The 23,267-nt window shown below is 65.2% G+C and carries 19 protein-coding genes; 11 read left to right on the forward strand and 8 right to left on the reverse strand.

Translation table 11 applies throughout. The features are described from left to right. The first annotated feature begins 13 nt into the window (after positions 1 to 13). Genes CH302_RS22140 through CH302_RS22150 form a run of 3 tightly spaced genes read left to right on the forward strand, consistent with a single transcriptional unit; the run spans position 14 to position 2,816 of the window. Positions 14 to 1,177 carry a M20 family metallopeptidase gene (locus tag CH302_RS22140; protein ID WP_037188957.1) on the forward strand — a complete coding sequence of 388 codons (1,164 nt, stop codon included), beginning with the start codon at positions 14 to 16 and terminating at the stop codon, positions 1,175 to 1,177. Next, complete coding sequence (locus tag CH302_RS22145; protein WP_037188125.1) at positions 1,174 to 2,337, forward strand: M20 family metallopeptidase; 1,164 nt, start codon at positions 1,174 to 1,176, stop codon at positions 2,335 to 2,337. Before CH302_RS22140 ends, CH302_RS22145 begins: the two co-directional genes overlap by 4 nt. Before the next feature lie 14 nt (positions 2,338 to 2,351). Then, positions 2,352 to 2,816, forward strand: a complete 465-nt coding sequence (locus CH302_RS22150; protein ID WP_037188124.1) for an SAM-dependent methyltransferase — start codon at positions 2,352 to 2,354, stop codon at positions 2,814 to 2,816. A gap of 13 nt (positions 2,817 to 2,829) precedes the next feature. On the opposite strand, the gene CH302_RS22155 is transcribed toward CH302_RS22150, so the two are convergent. Next, positions 2,830 to 3,294, reverse strand: coding sequence for a gamma-glutamylcyclotransferase (locus tag CH302_RS22155; RefSeq protein WP_037188123.1), 465 nt, complete (start codon positions 3,292 to 3,294; stop codon positions 2,830 to 2,832). Positions 3,295 to 3,475: 181 nt separating this feature from the next. Between CH302_RS22155 and CH302_RS22160 the strand changes: the two genes are divergently transcribed. The 3 genes from CH302_RS22160 (at position 3,476) to glpD (ending at position 8,071) form a co-directional block, all read left to right on the forward strand. Continuing rightward, positions 3,476 to 4,879, forward strand: coding sequence for an NAD(P)H-quinone dehydrogenase (locus CH302_RS22160; RefSeq protein WP_037188122.1), 1,404 nt, complete (start codon positions 3,476 to 3,478; stop codon positions 4,877 to 4,879). A gap of 140 nt (positions 4,880 to 5,019) precedes the next feature. Beyond that, the gene (locus tag CH302_RS22165) at positions 5,020 to 6,237 is read left to right on the forward strand and encodes an aminotransferase-like domain-containing protein (RefSeq protein WP_037188120.1); all 1,218 of its coding nucleotides are present in this window, start codon (positions 5,020 to 5,022) and stop codon (positions 6,235 to 6,237) included. A gap of 103 nt (positions 6,238 to 6,340) precedes the next feature. Beyond that, positions 6,341 to 8,071, forward strand: coding sequence for a glycerol-3-phosphate dehydrogenase (glpD, locus tag CH302_RS22170; protein WP_037188117.1), 1,731 nt, complete (start codon positions 6,341 to 6,343; stop codon positions 8,069 to 8,071). A 148-nt stretch (positions 8,072 to 8,219) separates the two neighbouring features. On the opposite strand, the gene CH302_RS22175 is transcribed toward glpD, so the two are convergent. The 4 genes from CH302_RS22175 to CH302_RS22190 form a co-directional block, all read right to left on the reverse strand. Beyond that, entirely contained in the window at positions 8,220 to 9,476 is a 1,257-nt protein-coding gene (locus CH302_RS22175) for an RNA polymerase sigma factor (RefSeq protein ID WP_052047360.1), read from the reverse strand. After that, positions 9,473 to 9,823 carry a YciI family protein gene (locus CH302_RS22180; RefSeq protein ID WP_037188115.1) on the reverse strand — a complete coding sequence of 117 codons (351 nt, stop codon included), beginning with the start codon at positions 9,821 to 9,823 and terminating at the stop codon, positions 9,473 to 9,475. Before CH302_RS22180 ends, CH302_RS22175 begins: the two co-directional genes overlap by 4 nt. Positions 9,824 to 9,931: 108 nt before the next feature. Further along, positions 9,932 to 10,705, reverse strand: a complete 774-nt coding sequence (locus CH302_RS22185; RefSeq protein WP_037188112.1) for a DNA-formamidopyrimidine glycosylase family protein — start codon at positions 10,703 to 10,705, stop codon at positions 9,932 to 9,934. A gap of 44 nt (positions 10,706 to 10,749) precedes the next feature. Continuing rightward, positions 10,750 to 15,327 (reverse strand): ATP-dependent helicase, encoded by a 4,578-nt coding sequence (locus CH302_RS22190; RefSeq protein WP_052047359.1) that lies wholly within the window; start codon positions 15,325 to 15,327, stop codon positions 10,750 to 10,752. Between the two features lie 96 nt (positions 15,328 to 15,423). On the opposite strand from CH302_RS22190, the gene CH302_RS22195 reads away from it, so the two are divergent. Together CH302_RS22195 and CH302_RS22200 are read left to right on the forward strand one after the other, a co-directional pair. Continuing rightward, positions 15,424 to 15,675 (forward strand): hypothetical protein, encoded by a 252-nt coding sequence (locus CH302_RS22195; protein ID WP_037188110.1) that lies wholly within the window; start codon positions 15,424 to 15,426, stop codon positions 15,673 to 15,675. A gap of 187 nt (positions 15,676 to 15,862) precedes the next feature. Then, positions 15,863 to 16,384 carry a J-domain-containing protein gene (locus tag CH302_RS22200; protein WP_037188109.1) on the forward strand — a complete coding sequence of 174 codons (522 nt, stop codon included), beginning with the start codon at positions 15,863 to 15,865 and terminating at the stop codon, positions 16,382 to 16,384. On the opposite strand, the gene CH302_RS22205 is transcribed toward CH302_RS22200, so the two are convergent. Together CH302_RS22205 and CH302_RS22210 are read right to left on the reverse strand one after the other, a co-directional pair. Next, positions 16,368 to 17,933, reverse strand: a complete 1,566-nt coding sequence (locus CH302_RS22205; protein ID WP_037188107.1) for an NAD-dependent epimerase/dehydratase family protein — start codon at positions 17,931 to 17,933, stop codon at positions 16,368 to 16,370. The two genes, CH302_RS22200 and CH302_RS22205, sit on opposite strands and share 17 nt — an antisense overlap. Continuing rightward, a complete protein-coding gene (locus CH302_RS22210; protein ID WP_037188104.1) occupies positions 17,930 to 19,159 on the reverse strand; it encodes an aminotransferase class I/II-fold pyridoxal phosphate-dependent enzyme in 1,230 nt (409 codons plus the stop codon). Before CH302_RS22210 ends, CH302_RS22205 begins: the two co-directional genes overlap by 4 nt. A gap of 365 nt (positions 19,160 to 19,524) precedes the next feature. On the opposite strand from CH302_RS22210, the gene CH302_RS22215 reads away from it, so the two are divergent. After that, a complete protein-coding gene (locus CH302_RS22215) occupies positions 19,525 to 20,643 on the forward strand; it encodes an acyl-CoA dehydrogenase family protein (protein ID WP_037188101.1) in 1,119 nt (372 codons plus the stop codon). A 3-nt stretch (positions 20,644 to 20,646) separates the two neighbouring features. On the opposite strand, the gene CH302_RS22220 is transcribed toward CH302_RS22215, so the two are convergent. Further along, entirely contained in the window at positions 20,647 to 21,252 is a 606-nt protein-coding gene (locus CH302_RS22220; protein WP_037188097.1) for a hypothetical protein, read from the reverse strand. A gap of 54 nt (positions 21,253 to 21,306) precedes the next feature. Between CH302_RS22220 and CH302_RS22225 the strand changes: the two genes are divergently transcribed. Both CH302_RS22225 and CH302_RS22230 read left to right on the forward strand, forming a co-directional pair. Further along, entirely contained in the window at positions 21,307 to 22,491 is a 1,185-nt protein-coding gene (locus CH302_RS22225) for an NAD(P)H-binding protein (protein ID WP_037188096.1), read from the forward strand. Continuing rightward, positions 22,491 to 23,201 carry a CPBP family intramembrane glutamic endopeptidase gene (locus tag CH302_RS22230; RefSeq protein ID WP_037188095.1) on the forward strand — a complete coding sequence of 237 codons (711 nt, stop codon included), beginning with the start codon at positions 22,491 to 22,493 and terminating at the stop codon, positions 23,199 to 23,201. The genes CH302_RS22225 and CH302_RS22230 overlap by 1 nt, the downstream gene beginning before the upstream one ends. Positions 23,202 to 23,267: the final 66 nt, after the last annotated feature.

Here is a 23,267-nt window from a genome sequence, read left to right on the forward strand (position 1 = left end):
CGTGGGCGAGGCGATGGACCGCGCCCTGGCCACCGCCACCGACGAAGTGGTCGCGCTCTCGCACTCGATCCACGCGGAACCGGAGCTGGCGTTCGCCGAACATCGCAGCGTCGCCAAGATCCTCTATACGCTCCGAGCCCACGATTTCGAGGTCGAGACGGCCGTCGCAGGCATGGACACCGCGTTCACCGCGTCGTTCGGCAGCGGCGATCTGGTGATCGGTATCTGCGCGGAGTACGACGCTCTGCCCGAGATCGGTCATGCGTGCGGGCACAACATCATCGCGGCCTCGGCTGTGGGTGCCGCGCTCGCGCTCGCGCCGGTCGCCGACGCTCTCGGCATCACCGTGCGAGTGCTCGGCACCCCGGCCGAGGAGACCGGCGGCGGCAAGGTGTTGATGCTCGAGCGAGGAGTGTTCGACGGCGTCGGCGCGGCGTTGATGGTCCATCCCGGCCCCTTCGACATCGTTGGTGCGACCTCGCTGGCGCTGGCGGACATCGCCGTGAAGTTCACCGGCCGTGCCGCGCACGCCTCGGCAGCTCCCGAATGGGGAATCAACGCGGGTGATGCGGTGACCATCAGTCAGGTGGCACTCGGGCTGCTGCGGCAGCACCTCTCGCCGGGTCAGCAGTTGCACGGCATCGTCAGCGACGGGGGTGTGGCACCGAACATCGTGCCCGGCCACGCCGAGTTGCTCTACTACCTGCGCGCGAACACCACCGAATCGCTGCACGCTCTGACGGCGAAGACGTACGCGTGTTTCGAGGCAGGAGCGATCGCCACGGGGTGTACTCATGAGATCCGCACGGTGTCGCCCACCTATGCGGCGTTGACACCCGATTCGTGGCTGGTCGCAGCTTTTCGGCAGGAGATCGAAGCGTTGGGCCGGTCGCCCCTGGCTCCGGATTTGGAAGGATTTCGCCCGTTGGGCAGCACAGACATGGGAAACGTGACGAATGTTCTACCCGGTATTCATCCCGTTGTCGGACTCGATGCAGGAGGGGCGGTGACGCATCAGCCGGAGTTCGCCGCGGCGTGTGTCACCGAGTCGGCCGATCGAGCGTTGCTCGACGGAGCTCTCGGTCTCGCCAGAACTGCTGCGCGTGCCGCAGCCGATCCCGGTACTCGCGCCCGTCTGCTCGACGGCGTGATCGCTCGCTCGGCGGCGCAGTCGTGAGTACCCGCGAAGACGCGATCGATCGGTGGATCAACGCGCATACTTCCGATCTGTCTCAGTGGCGTCGGCACATTCACGCCAATCCGGAACTCGCTCGACGCGAATTCGCCACCACTGCGTTCGTGATGGAGCATCTCGAAGCAGCGGGTCTGTCGCCCAAGCCGCTCCCCGGCGGAACGGGGTTGATCTGCGATATCGGACCCGACGGTCCCCGGGTGGCGTTGCGGGCGGACATGGACGCCTTGCCGCTGCAGGAGAACACCGGCGCGGTGTACTCGTCGACCGTGCCTGGGGTATCGCACGCCTGTGGGCACGACGCGCACACCACGGTGCTGCTCGCGACCGGGCTGGCGCTGGCGTCATTGCCGGACCTGCAGTACGGGGTGCGCCTGATCTTTCAGCCCGCCGAGGAGGTCATGCCTGGCGGTGCCCTCGACGCGGTGGCTGCGGGCGCGCTCGACGGCGTCACCAAGATCTTTGCGCTGCACTGTGATCCGCGACTCGAGGTGGGGCAGGTCGGCCTGCGCCTCGGTGCGATCACCTCTGCGGCCGATACCGTCGAGCTTCGGCTGGATTCACCCGGCGGACACACCTCTCGGCCGCACCTGACCACCGATCTCATCTACGCACTGGGCACCGTCATCACCGGTCTGCCCGGGATGTTGAGCAGGCGAATCGACCCGCGGACCAGCACGGTCATGGTGTGGGGAGCGGTGGTCGCGGGCCAGGCCCCCAATGCCATACCGCAGACCGGCATGCTGACCGGTACCGTCCGCACCGGCGACCACGAGACCTGGGCATTGCTGGAACCGTTGGTCCGCGAGATCGTCACCGGCTTGCTGGCACCCACCGGGGTGCAGTTCGAGTTGCACTACCGTCGCGGCGTGCCTCCCGTGGTGAACGATGCGGCCTCCACGCACACGTTCGAGAAGGCGATCGGCCGGGTCGGACCCGACGCGTTGGCCGACACCGCGCAGTCCGGCGGTGGCGAGGATTTCTCGTGGTACCTCGAACGAGTACCGGGCGCGATGGCTCGACTCGGTGTGTGGCCGGGCACCGGACCGCAACTCGACATCCACCAACCCACCTTCGATCTCGACGAACGAGCACTGGCCGTGGGCGTGAAGGTGATGGCCGGAATCGCGCTGGATCCGAACTAGGGACAGGTAACGAGATGGCATTCGAAGTGTCGCCGATCGGAATCGTTCGATCGGACCGTGCCGAGGTGGTGGACGACGACTGGGGATCGGTCGAGTCCGTCATCGAACTCCACGACGCTGTCCTCGACGCCGACGCGACCCTCGGTCTCGCCGAGTTCTCCCACCTCGAAGTGGTCTACGGCTTCCACCTGTGCGATCCGGCCGCGACGACGACCGGTTCGCGGCACCCCCGCGGTGACACGACGCTTCCTCGGATGGGCGTCCTCGCTCAACGGGTCAAGGACCGGCCGAATCATCTCGGGGTGTCGCGGTGCGAGATCGTCGACGTGGACGGACTGCGCATCCGAGTTCGAGGTCTCGACGCGATCGACGGCACACCGGTGTTCGATGTCAAGCCGTTCCTGCAGTCGATGGTTCCCGAGCGTGAGGACGTGAAGGAACCGACGTGGGTGGCGTCGGTCATGAAGAACTACTTCTGATCCGTCTCTCGAGCTACGAGGCGGTACCGGGACCGACGTTGCGGCTGTTGCGGGTTCGTAGGTCTCGTACGTATTCGGCTGGGGCACCGGCAATTTCGGCTGCCTCTGCCATGACGCCGAGGTAGCGCGCCGACGGCAGGCCGCCCTCGTAGGCGTCGAGTACGTACATCCAGGCGAGCACCGGCTCCCGGCCGGTCTCGATGCGCAGCCGGATCTTCCGGTGAATACCGAGTTCCGAGCCCTCCCAGCGATCCAGGCTCTCCTCGTCCTCCTCGGATACGTCGTAGAGCACGACGAAGACCTGGGAGTCGGGATCCTCCACGACCGTGGCCAGTGCGCCTTCCCAACCGATGTCGCCACCGCCGAAGGTCAACCGCCATCCGTGCAGCCACCCGGTTCCCGACAGGGGCGAGTGAGGGCATCGCTGCAACATCTGCTCCGGATGCATGTTGGATCCGTAGGCGGCATAAATTGGCACGTCGGCCAGCCTAAACCGTATCGGTACCCACTGACGCCTCGTGGTCGTGTTTCGGTGCGTCGCCCCAGGTCCGCCCTCCTGCGGGGCGAGGCAGGCCAGCCCTGAAGACGCGGGAGGGCAGCCTCTGGAATACCGTTGACGCGACACGACGAGAGATTTCGAGCATGCGAGAAGAGGATCAATGACCCGGATTGTGATCATCGGTGGTGGTCCGGCAGGGTACGAAGCAGCGTTGGTTGCCGCACAGCACGGCGGAGAGGTGACGCTCGTCGATTCCGACGGTATCGGCGGTGCCTGCGTTCTCTGGGACTGCGTGCCGTCGAAGACGTTCATCGCCTCGACCGGCATTCGCACCGAGATGCGTCGAGCCAGCGACCTCGGCATCTCCCTCGATCCGTCGCAGGCCGCCGTCGCGTTGCCGAAGATTCACGACCGCGTGAAGAGCCTCGCGCAGGCGCAGTCCTCCGACATCGCCCACCGCGTCACCTCCGTCGGCGTGCAACTGCTGGCCGGACGCGCCGAGATGATAGACACCCATGTCGGGATGGCCTCGCACCAGATCAAGGCAGTGCTCGCCGACGGTGAAGAGCGCATCCTCGACGCCGACGTGGTGCTCATCGCGACCGGAGCCCGGCCCCGCGTGGTCAAGGGAGCCGAACCCGACGGCGAACGAATCCTCAACTGGCGTCAGCTCTACGACCTCGAGGCCCTCCCCGAGCACCTGGTTGTCGTCGGATCCGGCGTGACCGGTGCCGAGTTCGTCTCCGCCTACACCGAGATGGGCGTCAAGGTCACCGCGGTCTCGAGCCGCGACCGCGTCCTTCCGCACGAGGACGAGGATGCCGCGCTGGTGCTCGAGGACGCGTTCAACGAACGTGGCGTCACCCTCGTCAAGCACGCCCGCGCCGATTCCGTGGTCCGCACCGACAACGGTGTTCTCGTCACGCTCTCGGACGGCCGCACCGTCGAGGGCAGTCACGCGCTGATGACCGTCGGATCGGTGCCCAACACCTCCGGTCTGGGACTCGAGAACGTCGGCATCGAACTCGACAAGGGCGGGTACCTGCGGGTGGATCGCGTCTCGCGTACTGCCGTCGCGGGCATCTATGCAGCCGGTGACTGCACCGGTCTGCTTCCGCTGGCCTCGGTCGCGGCGATGCAGGGACGCATTGCGATGTATCACGCACTGGGACAGGCCGTCAGCCCGATCAAGCTCAAGACCGTGGCCTCGGCGGTGTTCACTCGGCCCGAGATCGCGTCGGTCGGCGTCGCGCAGTCCAAGATCGACGCCGGTGAAGTACCGGCGCGCGTGGTGATGCTGCCACTGACCACAAATCCGCGAGCGAAGATGAGTGGACTCAAGCGTGGTTTCGTGAAGATCTTCTGCCGCCCGGCCACCGGCGTCGTCATCGGTGGCGTCGTGGTCGCCCCGAGTGCGTCGGAGCTGATTCTGCCGATCGCGATGGCCGTGCAGAACAACCTCTCGGTCAACGACCTGGCCAACACGTTCTCGGTGTACCCGTCGCTGTCCGGTTCGGTCATCGAGGCCGCGCGTCAGCTGATGGCGCACGACGATCTGGACTGATCTCACAATGTGAGAGCTGCGTTTCATATTTCGGTAGCACGTGAGACAGTCGGAAGGAGCGGACACACCCGTCCGCTCCTTCTTCGACTCAGCGGATCCGCGGGCCGTTCTCCCATTCCTGCTGCCCCGGAGTTCCTCTCATGTCCACTACGTACCGTTCCGCCGGCCTGGCCAGGCGTACCGATTCACTCACCAGCTCGGCCATCCGTGATCTTCTCGCTCTCACTGCACGCGACGATGTGATCAGCCTCGCCGGTGGTCTACCGGCCACCGACTTGATCCCGGTCGACCGCATCGCCGCAGCAGCGGAGGCTGTGCTTCGCCGCCCCGACGCGGTGCAGTACTGCGAGACATCCGGCCACCGCACTCTGCGTGGCGTCATTGCGGCCAGGGAATCGCTCGTGCGCGGGGGAGTGTCCGTTCCGGTCGGGTCCGTCATCGTGACACACGGTTCGCAACAGGCCCTGACGTTACTCGCGCAGGCTCTGATCGACCCGGGTGCTGTCGTCGTGGTCGACGAACCCGCGTATACCGTTGCGCTGCAGGTCTTCTCGATCGCCGAGGCGAGTATCGAGTCCATCCCCATCACCGATACCGGAATGGATACCGACGAACTCGAACGCAGACTGACGGCGGGGCTGGGTCCCGTGGTGGTCCACACCGTCGCCAACTTTCACAATCCTCGCGGAGTCACGATGAGCGAGCAGCGTCGACGCCACCTCGCGGCGCTCGCGGATCGCTACGGATTCTGGGTGATCGAGGACGACCCGTACGGTGAGATATATTTCGACACAACGGAATTCGGAGTCGGCGCTCTGCCGCCGATCGCGTGTCACAGCGACCGCGTCATTCGACTCTCGAGTGCGTCGAAGATCCTGGCTCCGACGCTTCGTGTCGGCTGGTTCGTCGCCCCGCCCAGCGTCTGTGGGGCGGTGGAGCTGCTCAAGCAGGGCGCAGATCTGTGTGGATCCTCGATGACCCAGTCGATGGCAGCGGAGATGCTCGCCGACACTCCGTGGCTCGATGCGCATCTGGACGTTCTGCGACGCGAGTACACCTGCCGTGCAACGGCATTGACTTCTGCTCTCGTCGCCGAGTTCGGTGATCGCCTCAGCGTCTCGCGCCCTGCGGGTGGGATGTTCGCCTGGGCCACCTTCCTGGACGGAACCGACACCGGCGAGTTGCTCGACGCGGCTCTCGATCACGGAGTTGCCTTCGTGCCGGGCACGGCGTTCGCTACGGGTGCGCAGTACCGGCACTCGCTCCGGTTGAGCTTCGCCGGATCGACCCCGACCGTGCTGGCAGAAGCAGTGCGGCGATTGGGTAGCGCGCACTCGGCGTCGACCCGAGCGACCTGACCCGAGTGCCCCCACCACGGCAGGTTCTGCGCTCGAAGGACCTGGGGCGGTAGCCTGACGTGCAAGCAATGCGGGGATTTTCGATGGAGAGGGAGCGTTCGAGATGAGCAACCGATCGAATACGAAGTTCCTCGGACCCGACCAGCGGGTGGAGGCGTGGGACCAGCTCGGAACCGAGCAGTTCGACGTGGTGGTGATCGGGGGTGGCGTCGTCGGCTCCGGAGCCGCACTCGACGCGGCGACGCGGGGACTGAAGGTGGCCCTGGTCGAGGCGCGAGATTACGCGTCGGGAACGTCGTCTCGCTCGTCCAAGATGTTCCACGGCGGGCTTCGATACCTCGAGCAGCTCGAGTTCGGGCTGGTCCGTGAGGCCCTGCACGAACGCGAACTCTCCCTGTCCACGCTCGCACCGCACTTGGTCAAGCCGCTGAAGTTCCTCTTCCCGCTCACCCATCGGTTGTGGGAGCGTCCGTACATCGCCGCGGGTATTTTTCTGTACGACCGTATGGGTGGGGCCAAATCGGTGCCGCAGCAGAAGCACCTGACTCGATCCGGTGCGCTGCGTATGTCGCCCGGTATCAAACGCAAGTCGTTGATCGGCGGGATTCGGTACTACGACACGGTCGTGGACGACGCCCGGCACACCATGACTGTCGCCAGGACGGCCGCTCACTACGGCGCAGTGGTGCGAACCTCCACGCAGGTCGTCGGTTTCCTGCGTGAGGCCGACCGGGTATCCGGTGTGCGCGTGCGTGATTCGGAGACCGGTGCCACCACCGAGGTGCGTGCACACGTGGTGATCAATGCCACCGGCGTGTGGACCGACGAGATCCAGTCGCTGTCCAACATGCGCGGACGGTTCCGGGTACGCGCCTCGAAGGGCGTGCACATCGTGGTGCCGCGCGATCGAATCGTCAGCGAGGCCGCGATCATTCTGCGCACCGAGAAGTCGGTGCTGTTCATCATTCCGTGGGGTGCGCACTGGATCATCGGGACCACCGACACCGACTGGAACCTCGATCTGGCACACCCGGCCGCCACCAAAGCCGACATCGACTACATCCTGGGCGAGGTCAACTCGGTGCTCGTCACGCCACTCACCCACGAGGACATCGACGGTGTCTACGCGGGCTTGCGGCCACTGCTCGCCGGTGAGAGCGACGAAACCTCCAAGCTGTCCCGGGAACACGCGGTTGCCCGGGTTGCACCCGGACTCGTTGCGATCGCGGGCGGCAAGTACACGACCTACCGCGTGATGGCCGAGGACGCAGTCGATCTGGCGGCCGAGGACATCCCGGTGCGAGTGGCGTCCTCGATCACCGAGAAGGTGCCCCTCGTCGGTGCCGACGGTTACTTCGCCCTGGTCAATCAGGCACCGCATCTGGGCGAAATGTACAACTTGCATCCACATCGGGTGACGCACCTGCTGGACCGATACGGCTCGCTGATCGACGAGGTGTTGGCGATGGCGGACGGCAAACCCGAACTGCTGCAACCACTCACCGATGCGCCGGCATACCTTCAGGTGGAGGTGGTGTACGCCGCGGCAGCGGAAGGCGCACTGCATCTGGAGGACGTGCTCTCGCGTCGCACCCGAATCTCGATCGAGTACTCGCATCGCGGAATGAACTGCGCGGGTCAGGTTGCGGCGTTGATCGCACCGGTCCTGGGTTGGGACGAGGCCACGGTCGACCGTGAGGTCGAGACGTACCGCGCCCGAGTGGAGGCCGAGATCGAGTCGCAGCGTCAGCCCGACGACGCATCGGCGGACGCCCTACGAGTCGTCGCTCCCGAGGCTCGCCAGGAAATACTCGAACCCGTTCGCACGATCTAGCGCAATCGAACCAGCGTCCGGGGTGCGCGCGCCGCCATCGCGCCGGAAACGGCCATGATCAGCAGGGTGAACATCGCAAGTGTCAGCATGCGATCCATGGTGATCGGCGAAGCTGTGAACAGCCTTGGTCGCACCTGACAGGGAGCTTTCAGGGTTCTTCGTGTCGTCGCCGAGCAGGGTGGGAGGACGACTCGAGTTGCGCTCGGAGAAACGCCTTCTCGGCCGGCGACGGGGCGAGAGCGAGCGCAGTCGTTCGTGCACTTCTGGCCTCCTCCGCGCGGTCCAGGCGATCGAGCATCACAGCTCGACAGGCATGCCACAGGTAGTGGCCGCTGAGAGAATCGATCGCGTCGAGTGCATCGAGCCCGGCGGCAGGCCCCTGGCTTTCTCCCACGGCGACACCACGGTTGAGTGCCACGATCGGTGTGTTCTCCACAACCACGAGCGCGTCGTACAACATGACGATCCGTGACCAATCGGTGTCGGCGTACGTCGCTGCGCCGGCGTGACATGCTGCGATGGCGGCCTGGATGGTGTACCGACTGTGCCAAGAGTCGCTGCGACGCAGTGCACTGTTCATCGATCGAGCACCCTCCTCGATCGCCTCTCGATCCCACCGAGATCTGTCCTGATCCTCCAGCCTGACCAGGCCGCCCGATTGGTCGGTCCTGGTCGCCCGGCGCGAGTCGGTGAACAGCATGAGGGCCAGTAGCCCCTGAAGTGACGGCTCGTCCGGCATGAGGTCGATCAGCAAGCGGGCCAACCGAATTGCCTCGTCACACAGTCGAGGACGCACCAGCGTATCGCCGCCGTGATGGCCGGCGGTGAACATCAGATACACCGTGGTGGCCACCGCGTCGAGTCGTTGCGGTAGCTCCGCCGACTCCGGTACTCGGTACGCAATGTTGGCTGCGGCGATCTTCTTCTTCGCGCGTGTGAGCCGTTTGGCCATGGTTGCCTCCGGCACCAGCATCAGGTGAGCAACATCGGCAGTGGCCAGCCCGCAGAGGGTGCGCAGACTCAGCGCCACCTGCGCCTCGACGGAGAGCGCCGGGTGGCAGCAGGTGAAGACCAACCGCAACAGATCGTCGGCGATCGCGGACTCATCACCCTCGCTCCAATTCCGATTCAGCAGGGCGAGATCGGCCGCCTCTCGTTCCTTCGCGGAGCGCCCGGCCTCTCGTCTGATGATGTCGAGCGCCTTGTTGCGAGCCACGGTCGTGAGCCAGGCTCGCGGATTGTCGGGCACACCCGATCTGGGCCAGTGAGCAAGTGCGGTCACCACAGCCTCGGAGACTGCGTCCTCGGCGACGGCAAAACTGCCGGTAGTGCGAACGAGGGTCGCCAGGACCCGGCGACCCTCGTCACGGACCACGGCCGACAGGTGCTCGGCCGGCGTATTCATCGAGTCATCGGAATGACCGGCCGGACTTCGATTGCTCCGTTCCACGCCGCTGGGATCTGTGCGGCCAGTGCGATCGCGGCGTCGAGGTCCTGCGCCTCGAGGAGGAAGAACCCCGCAAGCACCTCTGTGGCCTCGGCGAAGGGACCGTCCGTTGTCAGGACGTCACCTCCCTTCCCTCCCGACACGCGCACCGTGGTGGCGGTCGAGGTGGGGTGGAGGACCGCTCCGCCGGTGATCGCGGATCCTGCCGCGGCACTGAATGCACCGTATTCGGCCATCTCGTCCGCAACTTCGGGCGAGGTCCAGTCGGCGTCGTGGGTGTAGACGATGGCTGCGTACGTGGTCATGAAGGCTCCTTCGAATCGTCGTGGTCGACGCCGTTCGTCGACCTACACACGAAGGACGAACAGGGTTCGTCGAAAAGGACACCATGGACCGGACGATCTCGCCAGATCTCAGTTCTGACAGTGCGGGCAGTGGTAGATCTGCCGTTCCTCGAGTGGGTTGTCACCGATGAGCCCGAATTCGATGGTTGTTCCGCACCGTCGGCACGGCTTGTTCTCGCGCCCGTACACCCAGAAGTGTCGGCCCGGGCGCCGATCCCCGGTAGTGACGCGTTGGTTGCGATCCTTGTTGGCCATGATCAATCGATAGGACAGGTCGATCGTCTTCTTCAGGTCACCGGCTTCGGCGACCGGCGTGCGCGGGTCGATGCCACGGAGAAAGCAGATCTCGTTGCGATAGACGTTGCCGAGCCCGGCGATGTTGCGCTGATCGAGTAGAGCGAGTCCGACGGGACGAGCCGGATCCGACTCCAGATTGGTCAGGGCGGCTTTCGGGTCCCAGTCGGGACCCAGCAGATCCGGTCCGAGATAGCCGACGACCTCGTCCTCGTCCTCGACGATGTCGAGGACTCCGAGCTCGAACCCGATGGCCTGCGCGTCGGCGGTGTTCAAGATGATCCGCGCCTGGAAGGCCGGGCGACGCCACCTCGCACCGGGTGCATAGACGTGCCAGGTGCCCTCCATCTTCAGATGCGAATGAATGACGTGGCCGCCGACTCGAATCAGCAGATGCTTACCGCGTGAGGCGACGGAATCGACGGTCTCTCCGGTGAAGTCGACTGTGGCGTAACGGGGTACGCGAATGTCGCAGGTGGTGAGCTGCCTACCCTCGAGTGCTGCGCGCAGGGTGTTGGCGGCGCGCCAGACGGTATCGCCCTCGGGCATCGTTGTCGGTGTCCTCTCTGGTGGTCTCGCAGGTCGTGGGTAATTCAGCGACGCAGGCGAAGGCCGCGTGGGGTGGCCGAGAAACCTGCTTCGGTCAAGGTCTTGGCGAAGTCGGTGCCGTGAATGTCGTGACCGTTGATCCGCTCGACGAGTAGCTTGTCGACACCGCCGCGTCGAACGGTGGCGGCCAATGCGGTTGCTGCAGCGCCGATGTCGTCGGTGTTCTCACCGAACGTCAGCACCGACTTCCCACCGCGTTCGACGAACATGGTCAATTCGCCCCGGACGAGGACGACCAGTGCACCGGCTTTGCGACCCGGCCGATGCTTCGTCGTCTCGTCCGGCTTCTCCCCGACACCGGCCTCGCCGCTGCCGGCTTTCGGCCAGGGCAGTGCTCCGCCGTAGGGGTTGGCCGGATCGCAGGACGCGAGCACGACGGCGGTGGCGTTCTTCTTCGGTTCGTCGTAGCTGCGCAACCGGTCCACCACGTCGGAGGTGGAGAACTGCGCCCCACCGAGGGAATCGACGAAGTAGCCGCGACGGCAGCGACCGGAATCCTCGAATCCGGTGAGCACCTTGTACATCGTGGCGAACCCGCCGGGCACGCCCTCGTTCATCACCGAACCGCGGGTCACCACGCCGTAGCGTTCGAGCAGCACGTCGGCGGTCGCATGGGCGCGGACGGTCAGGTCGGGCTCGAGCTCGGGCAACCTCGACCACCGTCCACCCGCCGTCGGCGGACCGGTGCGAGTCGGAAGAGCGGGGCGCTCGAACTGCCGGTACGAGCGCAACCGCGGTGTGCGACGTGGTGCTCGGTGACTCGGGGCCGAGCGGGTGGTCGTGGAGTTCAACAGGGCGCGCAGCGGGGCGAACGTGTCGTTGCTCAGACGGCCCCCCCACACCAGCTCCCACAGAGCAGCCTGCAGTGCGGTGTCGTCGGTACTGCCGACGGTGTCGGAGAGTTGGCGGAAGAAGTACGCGCCGCCGCCCGCGACAGCGTCCTGAATGCGAATCTGCAACTCCGACAGGTCGGATTCGGCCGCGGCCACGAGGGTCAGCGGAGCGGTATCGGCCATGTGCAGGCTCACCCAGCCGTCCTTCGACGAGATCGCACCGTGCCCCGCCCACAACACCTCGCCGGTGGAGGTGAGCTCGTCGAGCATCGCCGGGCTGTAGTCCGTCACACGCGACGAGAGCACGAGAGATTCCCAGGCCGAGGCCGGAACAGGAACGCCGGCAAGCTGTTCGATGACGGTCGCGACGCCGTCGATTCCGCTCAGGCGTCGGCTGTCCACGTGCTGCCACGCCGGCAGGAAGCGGCCGAGGGTGGCGGTGGAGACGGGTTCGACTTCCTGCCGGGCCGCAGCGAGCGACCGCCGCCGCAAACGCCGGAGGACCTCGGCCTCGCACCATTCGCTGCCTGTGGCACCGGGCCGGAATTCGCCCTCGACAACGCGCTTGTCGACGGCGAGTCTGCGCAGAACGTCGCGTACCACGGCGGTACCGACCCCGAAGCGCGCTGCGGCGTCGTCGAGGGTGAACGGTCCGTGGGTCCGGGCGTACCTGCTGATCAGGTCGACCAGCGGATCGTCGACGGGTTCGATGAAGGCAGCCGGAGTTCCGATGGGAAGAGGGACGCCCAATGCGTCGCGCAGCCGAGCAGCGTCCTCGATCGCCGTCCACCAGTTCTTGCCGGCGAACGAGACCTCCATCGCCCGCTTGGCATCGGCGAGCTCGGCGAGCCACTGCGGGTACTCGTCGCCGTCGGTTCGAAGGCCGACTTCCTCGACGGTCAGCGGACCGAGCAGCCGCAGCAGGTCCGCGACGCCTTCGATGTCCTTGGCGTGGCGGTCCTCGGGGAGGCGCTGCAGTTCGAGTTCGGTGGTGGTGATGACGCTGTCGTCGAGGAGCTCTCGCAGTTCGACGCGTCCGAGCAGCTCGGCGAGGAGCGCCGAGTCGAGTGACAGTGCGGCGGCACGGCGTTCGGCCAACGGGCTGTCGCCCTCGTACATGAATGCGCCGACGTAGTTGAACAGCAGCGAGTTGGCGAACGGCGACGGCGACGGCGTCTCGACGTCGACGATTCTGATCTGGCGTCTGCCGATTCTGGCCAGGATGTCTTCGAGGGCGGGTAGGTCGTAGACGTCCTGGAGGCACTCGCGAACGGTCTCGAGCAGGATCGGGAACGTCGGGTACTTGCGTGCCACGTCGAGCAGCTGAGCCGAACGCTGGCGCTGCTGCCACAGCGGCGCACGCTTGCCCGGATTTCGGCGGGGGAGAAGCAGTGCGCGAGCGGCACATTCGCGGAATCTCGATGCGAACAGAGCCGATCCGCCGACCTGCTCGGTGACGATGTCGGCGATCTCGTCGCGCTCGAACACGAACAGTTCTGCGCCCGGTGGCTGGTCGTCGGTGTCGGGAAGCCGAACGATGATGCCGTCGTCGGACGCGGTGGGGGCGGCGTCGATGCCGTATCGCTCGATCAGCCTCGCGCCGACTGCGAGCGCCCACGGCGCGTGCACCTGCTGACCGTAGGTGGAATGCAGGACCAGCCGCCAGTCGCCCAGTTCGTCGCGGAACCGCTCGACGATCATCGTCTTGTCGGTGGGGAGTTGGCCGGTGGCCTCGAGTTGCTCGTCGAGCAACGCAATGAGGTTGTTGACCGCGTTGGCGTCGAGACCGTCGGAGCTCAGTCGCTCGGCCAAGTTGCTGCGATCGGTGGTGCTACGCAGGAACTCACCCAGGGCCTGGCCCAGCTCGGCGGGCCGACCCAGGCCGTCGCCGTGCCAGAAGGGGAGTCGACCTGGTTGGCCGTACGCCGGGCTGACGAGCACCCGATCGTGGGTGATCTCCTCGATGCGCCAGCTGGTGGCACCGAGGGCGAACACGTCACCGACTCGCGATTCGTAGACCATCTCCTCGTCGAGTTCGCCTACCCTGGACTGCTTTTCGCCCACCATGTACACGGTGAACAGGCCGCGGTCCGGGATGGTGCCACCGGAGGTGACCGCCAGTCGCTGCGACCCGGGGCGGCCGGTGAGAGTGTTGGCGTCGCGGTCCCATACGAGCCGTGGCCGTAGTTCGGCGAACTCGTCCGAGGGGTAGCGGCCAGAGAGCAGGTCGAGAGTCGACTCGTAGGCAGATCTGGGCAGGGTGGCGAAACTGCCTGTGCGACGGACCGAATCGAACCAGTCCTCGGCGTCGATCGGTTCGAGAGCGCAGGCCGCCACGGTCTGCTGTGCCAGCACGTCGAGTGGGTTGGCGGGAACGAACAACGCCTCGATCTTGCCCGACGTCATGCGTTCGACGGTGACGGCGCAGTGGATCAGGTCGGTGCGGTGCTTGGGGAACAGCACACCCTTGGAGATCTCGCCGACCTGGTGACCCGCGCGTCCGACTCGTTGCAACCCGCTCGCCACCGAGGGCGGCGCTTCGACCTGGACCACCAGATCGACTGCGCCCATGTCGATTCCGAGTTCGAGGCTGCTGGTGGCGACGACGCAGCGCAGCCTGCCGGTCTTGAGATCGTCTTCGATCAGCGCGCGCTGATCCTTGCTGACACTGCCGTGGTGGGCTCGGGCCAACAACGGATCGGCACCGTGATTCACGTCGTTGGGGGTGCCGACCTGCGAGGGCGGTTTGTGCTGTGTCTCCACGCCGTCGCCGATCCGTTCGGCATACACCTCGTTGAGCCGCGCGGTGAGTCGTTCCGCGAGCCGTCGCGAGTTGGCGAAGACGATGCAGGATTTGTGCTCGAGGATGAGATCGACCATCTTCTCCTCGACGTGCGGCCAGATCGATCCCTGAGCCGGGGGAGCGGCGGAGGTGTCCGCATTCGGGTCGGTGACGCCCAGTTCGGTCATGTCCTCCACGGGCACCTGAACCGTCAGGTCGAAGGTCTTCGGGGCGGGTGGAGCGACGATCTCGATGGGAGCGGCACCGGCGAGGAACCGGCCCACTTCTTCGTGGGGTCGCACCGTCGCGGACAGGCCGATGCGTTGCGCAGGCTTGTCCAGCATCGCGTCGAGTCGTTCGAGAGACACCGCGAGGTGCGCGCCACGTTTGGTGCCTGCGACGGCGTGCACCTCGTCGACGATCACGGTGTCGACCTCGGCGAGGATGTCTCGCGCGGCGGAGGTGAGCATGAGGAACAGCGATTCCGGGGTGGTGATCAGAATGTCCGGCGGCGTCTTGATCATGTTCCTGCGGTCGGCGGCGCTGGTGTCACCGGATCGCACGCCGACCGAGATCTCCGGCGGGTTCAGGCCGAGTCGCTTGGCGGTCTGGGTGATGCCGACCAGCGGCGCGCGCAGGTTGCGCTCGACGTCGACGGCGAGGGCCTTGAGCGGCGAGATGTAGAGGACCTTGGTCTTGCGGGTGCTGTCCGCACCCAGTTGCGCCAGCTCGTCCAAGGCCCAGAGGAACGCCGAAAGCGTCTTGCCCGAGCCCGTCGGAGCAACCACCAGGGTGTGCGAACCACTCGAGATCGACGACCATGCGCCCAACTGCGCGGACGTGGGAGCAGGAAAAGCGCCGGTGAACCATTCACGGGTCGGCCGCGACAACTTCTCCATCACCGACAGCTCGCTCGCTGTCTCGGTGCCCGTACTGTGCCTGGCCATCCCATCATCATGCCCCCGGGCGCCGACAGATAATCCTCACGCAGTTCCCCGATCGCGCGGCGGTGTCGATTCGAGCGATTCGGGTACACCGCTTCCATGACCGACGACCTAGAGACCATGCAGAAGATTTCCGCGAAACTCGACGCTCTGCTCGGCAGCAAGACCAACGGCCTGCAGAACGAGGTGCCGCCGGGTGCGAGCATCCAATCGGACGAGGACGATGCCGAGCACGGCCCACTCGGTCGCGACTACCACCTGGCGAGCAAGTACGCGCAGGCTCTGGCCATCAACGAGCCCCAGGTCATCGACCGCGAAGAATTCGATCGCCTGGTCGCCGAATACGGCTGACCAGCATCGCTGTGTGACACCAGCCCCGGCCCGCGTATCGGGTCGGGGCTTCGTCGTGCTCGCCGGCCGCACCCGACCGTTCACGATCGAGCAGAACCGGCAGAATCCCGCGCTCGGCGTCCGATGGTGAACGCTTCGGTGCGGAAGACGTGGCGCGGAGCCCGGCTCCGGATCTACAGTCGACGGGGTGACCGAACGCAAGAAACCAGGAGTCACGTTCGAGTCCTGGGTGGACAAGCAGATTCGTGAGGCGCAGGACAACGGTGCGTTCGAGGGGCTCGAGGGCACCGGTAAGCCGATTCCGGTCGGCGATCCCGGCGACGAGCTGTGGTGGGTGCGCGGCTACCTGAAACGGGAGAACCTGCCCGCCGATGCGTTGCTGCCCACCGCATTGCAGTTGCGCAAGGAGATCGAGCGGTTGCCGTCGACACTGATCGGCATTCGGCGTGAGGATTCGGCGCGAGACGTGTTGGACGAGTTGAACGCTCGCATCGTCGACTGGATCCGGTTCCCGACGCCTCCGGTCGTGCCGCTGGCACCGGTCGACGTCGAGACCTGGATGGAGAGCTGGCGAACCAACCGAGCCGAGGTGGACCGACTCGAGCGCGAGCATCGCTCCCAGTCGGCCGAACCCCCGACTGCAGGACTCGATACAGCGGGAGCGTCGTGGTGGACGCGCGTCCGTCGGACATTCACCCGGCGACGCTGAGCCCCGTCGTCGCTGTGCACTGGGCCAACGCATCGGCGGCCGTCGACACGAACCGAATGCCGGCTGTTCCGTCGACCCGGATCTTCGACGGCAGCAGCGCGTCGGGCCGGGTCGGTTCTTCCATCGTCTTCCAGCCGGTGGCCCGCCTGAGAATGCCTCCGACCAGAGTGTCCGCCGCATGACGGGTTCCGCTACGTACAGCGATCGGCGCGGTATCGAGTTCGATTCGAGCGAATCGTAGTGCTGCATCCACGGCCTCGGTGGTCTGCGCTGCCGACGATCGCCCGCGCGGACCGGTGCTCAAGCCGTGCCCGGGTAGATCGAGCACCACAGTGTGGGCACCCCCGGCGGCGATGTCCGAGGCCAGCGACGTGAGATAGCGCGCATGCAGACCGGCGTCGGCGACGAGTACCACCGACTGTCCGGATCCGACGGATGCTCGATGGATCTCCACGTGCACGCTTCCGTGGCCGGTGTCGAGCTGCCGATGTTCGACCCGCAGTGCTGCGACATCCTCGCGGCTCAGCGCAACGGCCTCCGATGCCGGGCGCAGCGCCGCCTCGCAGGCGATGCCGCGAGCCAGGGCGTCGCCGCGTCGCACGAGCGACTTGCCTTGCAGCAGAATCATCACCGCCGCGCTCTCGTGTGCCGTGAGCGTCGGTGCCCAGCCGGTGGCTCGGCCGAGAGCAGAGGAATCGACGATGGGTTCCCCTGGTGTGACCCACTGCCCGGAGAAGGGTGTCAGGCCGAGTCTGAACGCGACGTTCGCGACGCGGGTTGCGGCCTTCTGCGGTACGTCGAACATCAACTGGCCCTGCATCGCAGCGAGTTCGCGCACACCGACCCAGTCCACCGGACCCAGGTTGTACGGGCCGATCAGGTCGGTCTTGACCGCGCGGTGGAAGGCGTCGGCCATGTCGTCCTGGTACAGGAATTGGTACGACGCCCGATCCGCCTCCGGGAATGCACCGATCGGCCCGGTGAACTGGTCGATTCCGTCGTTGGCGAAGTCGGGTCCGATGATGTACGTGCACCGCAACATGGAGATGGTCATCTCGCCGGGGTGCCTACGGAGCCACCACTCCGCGTAGTGCTCCACCTCGGCCTTGTCGTAGAAGTAATAGCGGTTGGGATCGCCTGCGGGATAACTGTTCTCGGTGAGCGGCTCGGGAGCGATGTCGGCACCGTATGCGTTGATGCTCGACGCGATCACCACTCGCGCCACGCCCGCTCGATATGCCGAATCGATGACGTTGCGTGAGCCGCGGAGGTTGATGTCGTGAGTCTCGGCCTTGTCTTTGAGCTCCTCGACCACGAACGCGAGATGCATGACGACGTCGCAACCGGTGAAGATGACCTCGAGGTCCGGTGACCTGATATCGGACCGGAGCGAGGCGAACTTGGGGTGTTCGAGTCGAGCTGGGCGACGAGAGATACCGACTACCGAATCCACCTCGGGATCATCGAACAACCGCGGCAGTATCGCGGCCGCGAAATCGCTCGTTGCCCCGGTGACCGCAATGCGCAGGCCACGAGTGTGCTCACTCATTCGGGCAGCCCTGCCACGGCCTCGATGATCTGCTCCGTGGCGGTCGCCAGCTGCTGTTCGGTGTGGGTGGCCATCGCGCACAGGCGAAGAATCGCACCGGACTTCGGCACGGCGGGATGCAGGGCGGCGCTGGTGAAGATGCCACGGTCGTACAGGTTCTTCCACAGATTCATGGCTACGAGATCGTCGCCGACGTGGAGAGAGACGATGGGGGAGGCGGTATCTCCGTGCGGGGTGGCGGAGCGGCCTGCCACGTCGAGCCCAGCCGATTGCAATCCGCCGCGAAGGATCTCGGCATTGTCGAGTACGCGCCGAGCTCGATCCTTACCCTCGTCGCTTCGGATCAGACGGACGGATGCCAACGCGGCACCCACTGCAGCAGGCACGCCGGAGGTCGTGAACAGGAAGGCGCGGGCCTTGACTCGGAGGGTGTCGATCAAATCGCTCGAACCGGTGACGAACCCGCCGGTGGAGCTGGGGCTCTTCGACAGCGATGCCATCGTGACGTCGACGTCCTTGGTGATGCCGAAGAGTTCGGCGGCTCCGGTGAGTTCCGGCCCGTAGATGCCGAGGCTGTGTGCTTCGTCGACCATCAGTGCCGAGTGATAGCGGATACACAGCTCGGACACCACATCGAGCGGTGCAAGGTCGCCCTCCATGGAATAGAGGCCGTCGACGATGACCAGCACGGCTCCGTCGTCGACGACGGGCTGTTGAAGTTTGGCTTCGAGATCGGCCATGTCGTTGTGCTTGAACTTGACCACCGAAGCGCCGGAGAGAGTGCTGCCGTCGCGAATGGATGCATGTGCCGCCGAGTCGACGATGATGGTGTCGCCGGGTCCGACGATCGCACTGATGGTTCCGAGGTTGGTCTGATATCCGGTGGTGAAGACCAGCGCGTCGTCGGTTCCGTGCCACTGGGCAATTTCGTTCTCCAGCTCGAGATGCAGATCCATCGTTCCGTTGAGCAGCCGGCTACCGGTCACCGCGCTTCCGAAGGTGTCCAACGCATGCTGAGCTCCCTCGACGACCTTGGGGTGGTCTGCGATCCCGAGGTAATTGTTGGAGCCGAGCATGAGCTTGTCTTTGCCCTCGACTCGGACGACCGGCGCCACGGCGGACTCCATCCTGCGAAAGTACGGAGCCACGTCTGCTTCCCGAACGGCGCGCAGCAAGTCCACACGCTCGTCACCGCCGAGTCTTTTCATCAATCTGTTGACAGCCATTATCGACCAGAACTCCTCACAGAGTCGGATTTGGTTTTGTCTTCAATCTGTCGCGAATTCATCAGTCATTCGGCGCGGTCGACAAACGCGATGGGTTTACAGGCGAAGAATAATCATCGAATGTTTCGGTCGAACAAATCAGGAAGCGCTGTCAGGAAAATTCCTCGAAAAGTGATCGAAGTATCTTTTCGGCTCAGGCGATTCTCAGAAAAAGGGTGTTTGTATCCGCAGGTCGAGGGGTATCGTCGACGATCAGCGCGAATTCGACTTCTGCATTTCTTCATCCGCCAATTTGTATCCGTGACCGTTATGTCGCGATCAAACTATGGCACAACCGTAACAATCGATGACACAGGAGATTAGCTATGACCGGCCTGATGGTGCGCGAAAGAGAAACTCTCGAAAAGTACATTCCGGGTTTGTTGGCATATCTGGACGAGGCACCGCTTGCACAATTGGAAGCGCGCGATTCCAACGCTGTCGACAAATTTCGCGAATTCGGCGGCACCGGTTTGGTGGTCCCGGCCGAACTGGGCGGTCTCGGCGCTCCGGCCATCGACGCGGTCCGGGCACAGAGGGCCATCGGGTCTCGCTCGCCCTCGCTGGGCGCGGGAACCACGATGCACCATCTCTCGCTGGCCTCGCTGACGGAGTTCGCTCGCGGTGCCACCGAGGACGACCGCGCGTTGATCAAGGGATTGGTCGAGCAGAAGGCGATCGTCGCGTCCGGATTCTCCGAGGGCGTCACCGGTGGCAGTGTGTTCATTCCGACGATGACAGCCGTGAAGAAGGGTGACAACTACATAGTCAACGGAAGCAAGAAGCCCTGCAGCCTGGCTCGTTCGATGGATCTGCTGACCTGCAGTGTCGAGATCGACTCCGGCGACCGCGCCGTCGCTCTGATTCCGGCAAGCCTTCCCGGTATCAGCGTGAAGCCGTTCTGGACCACCGACATCCTGGCCGGCGCGCAAAGCGAGGAAGTCGTGCTCGACGACGTCGAAGTGCCCGCGAGCCTGGTCCTACCCAACAAGGACGACGATCCCGATGGCGTGCACGAGATGACCGGTTACCTCTGGTTCGGCATGTTGATCTCGGCGAACTACATCGGTGCAGCGACATCACTGCTGGAACGCATGATCGAGCAGGACAAGGGCGACCACGAGGGCTACGTTCGCGCAGCGGCCGAACTCGAGACATCGATGGCGGCCATCGAGAACGTGGCTCGCGCCTTCGACGAAGGCGAACGCGGACAGGACATCTCGGTGAGGTTGTTGTTCAACCGCATCGCAATTCGCGACGCTCTGGTGCGGAGCAGTTCGGCTGCGATCGAATCGCTCGGCGGAATCGGCTTCATCAAGTCTCCCGAAATCGCGTACGTCGCAGCGGCATTGCACGCCTTCGCATTTCATCCGCCGTCACGGCGGTCCATCTCGGAGACCCTGGCCCGCTTCCACGCCGGAGACGAGTTCGCATTCGTGAAGTAGGGACTACCGCTCTTCGTCTCGCAACTCGTCGTTGAGCTTGTCCTCGCCGCGATTGCGGAAGAACTTGAACCCTGGAATGCCGATGACCGCGCGTCGAACGTCCTTGGTGACTCCGAGGAGCTCGTGAATCTCGGGGGACACCGTGTCGAGCGTGGCGAGAATGGGAAGCAACGCTTCCATGTGATCGAGGAGCCCGGGCAGTTGATCGACCATGGCGATCGCGGCGTCGACTTCCTCCTCGGAGAGGTTGTCGACGAACTTTCGCGCCATGGGTTCGGATTTCTTGGCGATGGGATCGAACAACTCGATCAGCTCCAGCGCGGTGTGCGAGGCGACCGACGCCGACGCGACCACCTCGTCCGCGGCACCGGTTGTCCGCTGCACGCTGGCGACCACGGCGTCGGCGGAGTCGATCACGTGATCGATGCGTGTCATCAACATCTCAATACGCGTCAACAGTGCTTCGATTCGGCCGGGCAGGGTAAGCGCGAAAGCGGTCGTGGTGAGCATCCAGCCCGCACCGGCCCGAGCGACCGCGACTCCTCGTCGGAGCACCGTTTCGGTACCGAGGGGATCGGGGAGAACCACACCTGCCAAGACCAGAGCCATAGGAGCGACAATGCCACACCGACACAACGCCTCGAGTGCCGTTAGCCTCGAAGCATGAGAGCTCTCGTCACCGGTGCCAGCGGGTACATCGGGTCGCGGTTGGTGGCAGCTCTGTTGGCCGACGAGGCCGAGGTCGTGGTCGGCTCCCGAACGCCGGACAACCTGCGGACCTTCGACTTCTTCGACTCCGTCACCGCAGTATCGCTCGATGTGACCGACGACCGGTCCTGCGCTGCCGCGTTCGCGGAATCCGGCGACATCGATGTGGCCTATTACCTCGTGCACGCGATCGGCGAGTCCGATTACCGCGCGCAGGACCGACGTTCCGCCGAGCAGTTCGCCGCAGCGGCCGCGCGGGCGGGAGTACGCCGAATCGTCTACCTCGGCGGTTTCGTACCCGACGACGACCAGCTGTCGGAGCACCTCGCCAGCCGGGCGGACGTCGGCGAGGCTCTGACGGTGGACGGTGTCGAGCTGGTCTGGCTCAGAGCGGCCATCGTTCTGGGTGCAGGTTCGACGTCGTACGAGATGTTGCGCTACCTCGCCGACCGCTTGCCGGTGCTGCCGCTGCCCAGTTGGCTCGCCGAGCCCGTGCAGCCCATCGCCGTCGACGACGTGCTGCACTACCTGGTGGCATCCGCCGACGCCGAGGAAGTTCCCGCGGGTTCCTACGACATCGGTGGGCCGGATGTGGTGCCGTATCGAGATCTCGTGTTCGCGTACGTCGAAGCTGCAGGTCTCCAGCGCATCGGCGTTCCGGTGCCGCTGGTGCCGACCTCGCTCGCAGGCAAGGTCATCGGAAAGATCATTCCGGTTCCCGCCGGACTCGCCGAGGATCTCGTCGGGTCGCTGCACAACACGATGACGACGTCGGAGAGCCGGATTCGTGAGCTCGTTCCCGACCCTCCCCGAGGTCTGACCACGATTGCCGATGCCATGGCCCGTAGTGTGCGGGGAATGGTCGGTGACCCTCCCGGTGTGTGTGCGCTGAAGGATCCGCTTCGGCTCGCGAGCACCGATGCGGCGTGGAGCGGCGGTGACGCTCTGGGGATCAGGCGTCGGGGTGTCGCGGCGTCCTCGGACCGCACCTGGGGGTTGATCGAAGCTCTCGGTGGGCGACGGTTGCTGTACTCGAAGCCCGTTGCGGCAGCGGTGCGTACCAATCTCGACGTGATGGCCGACGTGAATCGACGCGCGAGGTCGGCCGTACGCCGACTGACCGATACCGAGGAGGCGTGATGGGAACGTGGTCCACGACCGCGCTCAACGTGATGAAGTCCGCTCTGGTCGACCCGGTCGAGCGCGATCACAAGGAGTCCGACGCGGCGTTCCGCAAGCGGCGGATCATCGTGCTGATCACACTGGTGATCGGTGCCACCGTGCTCTACTTCTCGCTCAAGGTCGAGCCGGGTGATCCGGCGTTCTACGCACTGACCCTGGTATTGGCGGCAGTGTGGACGGTCGGTGGATTCCTGTCGGGCCCACTGCATCTCGGACGCATTCAGGTCGGGGGATCGATCAGGCGACCGATCGTCACGCCCATCCTGATCGGTCTCGCCGTCGGCGGGGTGTTCATGCTCGGCGGTCTCGTGGTGCGGCAGATTCCGCCGCTCGCCGATTTCACCGAGAACGTATTGGCTCACGCCCGGGTGGGTTCGCTGGTGCTCATCGTGTTCATCGCGCTGCTCAACGGCGTGGCGGAGGAGATCTTCTTCCGAGGAGCGCTGTACTCGGCCATCGGCGTCAAGCATCCGGTGATCATCTCGACGGTCGTCTACGCGATCGCCACCCTCGCGTCGGGCAACCCGATGCTCGGCTTCGCCGCAGTGCTTCTGGGCTACGTGATGGGCCTGCAGCGGCGCGCGTCCGGCGGAATACTGGCGCCGATCCTGACGCACGTCAGTTGGTCGGCGGTCATGGTTCTCGCCCTGCCGCCGCTGTTCGTGTGATCTCTGCCGGCCGGGCAGAAAGAGGCACAAGCACCGATTCGACCAGCAGAAACTGATGTGGGCGCT

Origin of the sequence: Rhodococcus sp. 15-2388-1-1a (assembly GCF_002259145.1) — a bacterium.
Lineage (GTDB): Bacteria > Actinomycetota > Actinomycetes > Mycobacteriales > Mycobacteriaceae > Rhodococcoides.

What these genes read in the sequence shown, in the direction of transcription:
- CH302_RS22230 (WP_037188095.1), top strand. Translation starts at nt 22,491, where the DNA reads ATGGGAACGTGGTCCACGACCGCGCTCAACGTGATGAAGTCCGCTCTG.
- CH302_RS22150 (WP_037188124.1), top strand. Translation starts at nt 2,352, where the DNA reads ATGGCATTCGAAGTGTCGCCGATCGGAATCGTTCGATCGGACCGTGCC.
- CH302_RS22195 (WP_037188110.1), top strand. Translation starts at nt 15,424, where the DNA reads ATGACCGACGACCTAGAGACCATGCAGAAGATTTCCGCGAAACTCGAC.
- CH302_RS22185 (WP_037188112.1), bottom strand. Translation starts at nt 10,705, where the DNA reads ATGCCCGAGGGCGATACCGTCTGGCGCGCCGCCAACACCCTGCGCGCA.
- CH302_RS22225 (WP_037188096.1), top strand. Translation starts at nt 21,307, where the DNA reads ATGAGAGCTCTCGTCACCGGTGCCAGCGGGTACATCGGGTCGCGGTTG.
- CH302_RS22140 (WP_037188957.1), top strand. Translation starts at nt 14, where the DNA reads ATGGACCGCGCCCTGGCCACCGCCACCGACGAAGTGGTCGCGCTCTCG.
- CH302_RS22190 (WP_052047359.1), bottom strand. Translation starts at nt 15,327, where the DNA reads ATGGCCAGGCACAGTACGGGCACCGAGACAGCGAGCGAGCTGTCGGTG.
- glpD (WP_037188117.1), top strand. Translation starts at nt 6,341, where the DNA reads ATGAGCAACCGATCGAATACGAAGTTCCTCGGACCCGACCAGCGGGTG.
- CH302_RS22175 (WP_052047360.1), bottom strand. Translation starts at nt 9,476, where the DNA reads ATGAATACGCCGGCCGAGCACCTGTCGGCCGTGGTCCGTGACGAGGGT.
- CH302_RS22160 (WP_037188122.1), top strand. Translation starts at nt 3,476, where the DNA reads ATGACCCGGATTGTGATCATCGGTGGTGGTCCGGCAGGGTACGAAGCA.
- CH302_RS22215 (WP_037188101.1), top strand. Translation starts at nt 19,525, where the DNA reads ATGACCGGCCTGATGGTGCGCGAAAGAGAAACTCTCGAAAAGTACATT.
- CH302_RS22205 (WP_037188107.1), bottom strand. Translation starts at nt 17,933, where the DNA reads ATGAGTGAGCACACTCGTGGCCTGCGCATTGCGGTCACCGGGGCAACG.
- CH302_RS22210 (WP_037188104.1), bottom strand. Translation starts at nt 19,159, where the DNA reads ATGGCTGTCAACAGATTGATGAAAAGACTCGGCGGTGACGAGCGTGTG.
- CH302_RS22165 (WP_037188120.1), top strand. Translation starts at nt 5,020, where the DNA reads ATGTCCACTACGTACCGTTCCGCCGGCCTGGCCAGGCGTACCGATTCA.
- CH302_RS22220 (WP_037188097.1), bottom strand. Translation starts at nt 21,252, where the DNA reads ATGGCTCTGGTCTTGGCAGGTGTGGTTCTCCCCGATCCCCTCGGTACC.
- CH302_RS22180 (WP_037188115.1), bottom strand. Translation starts at nt 9,823, where the DNA reads ATGACCACGTACGCAGCCATCGTCTACACCCACGACGCCGACTGGACC.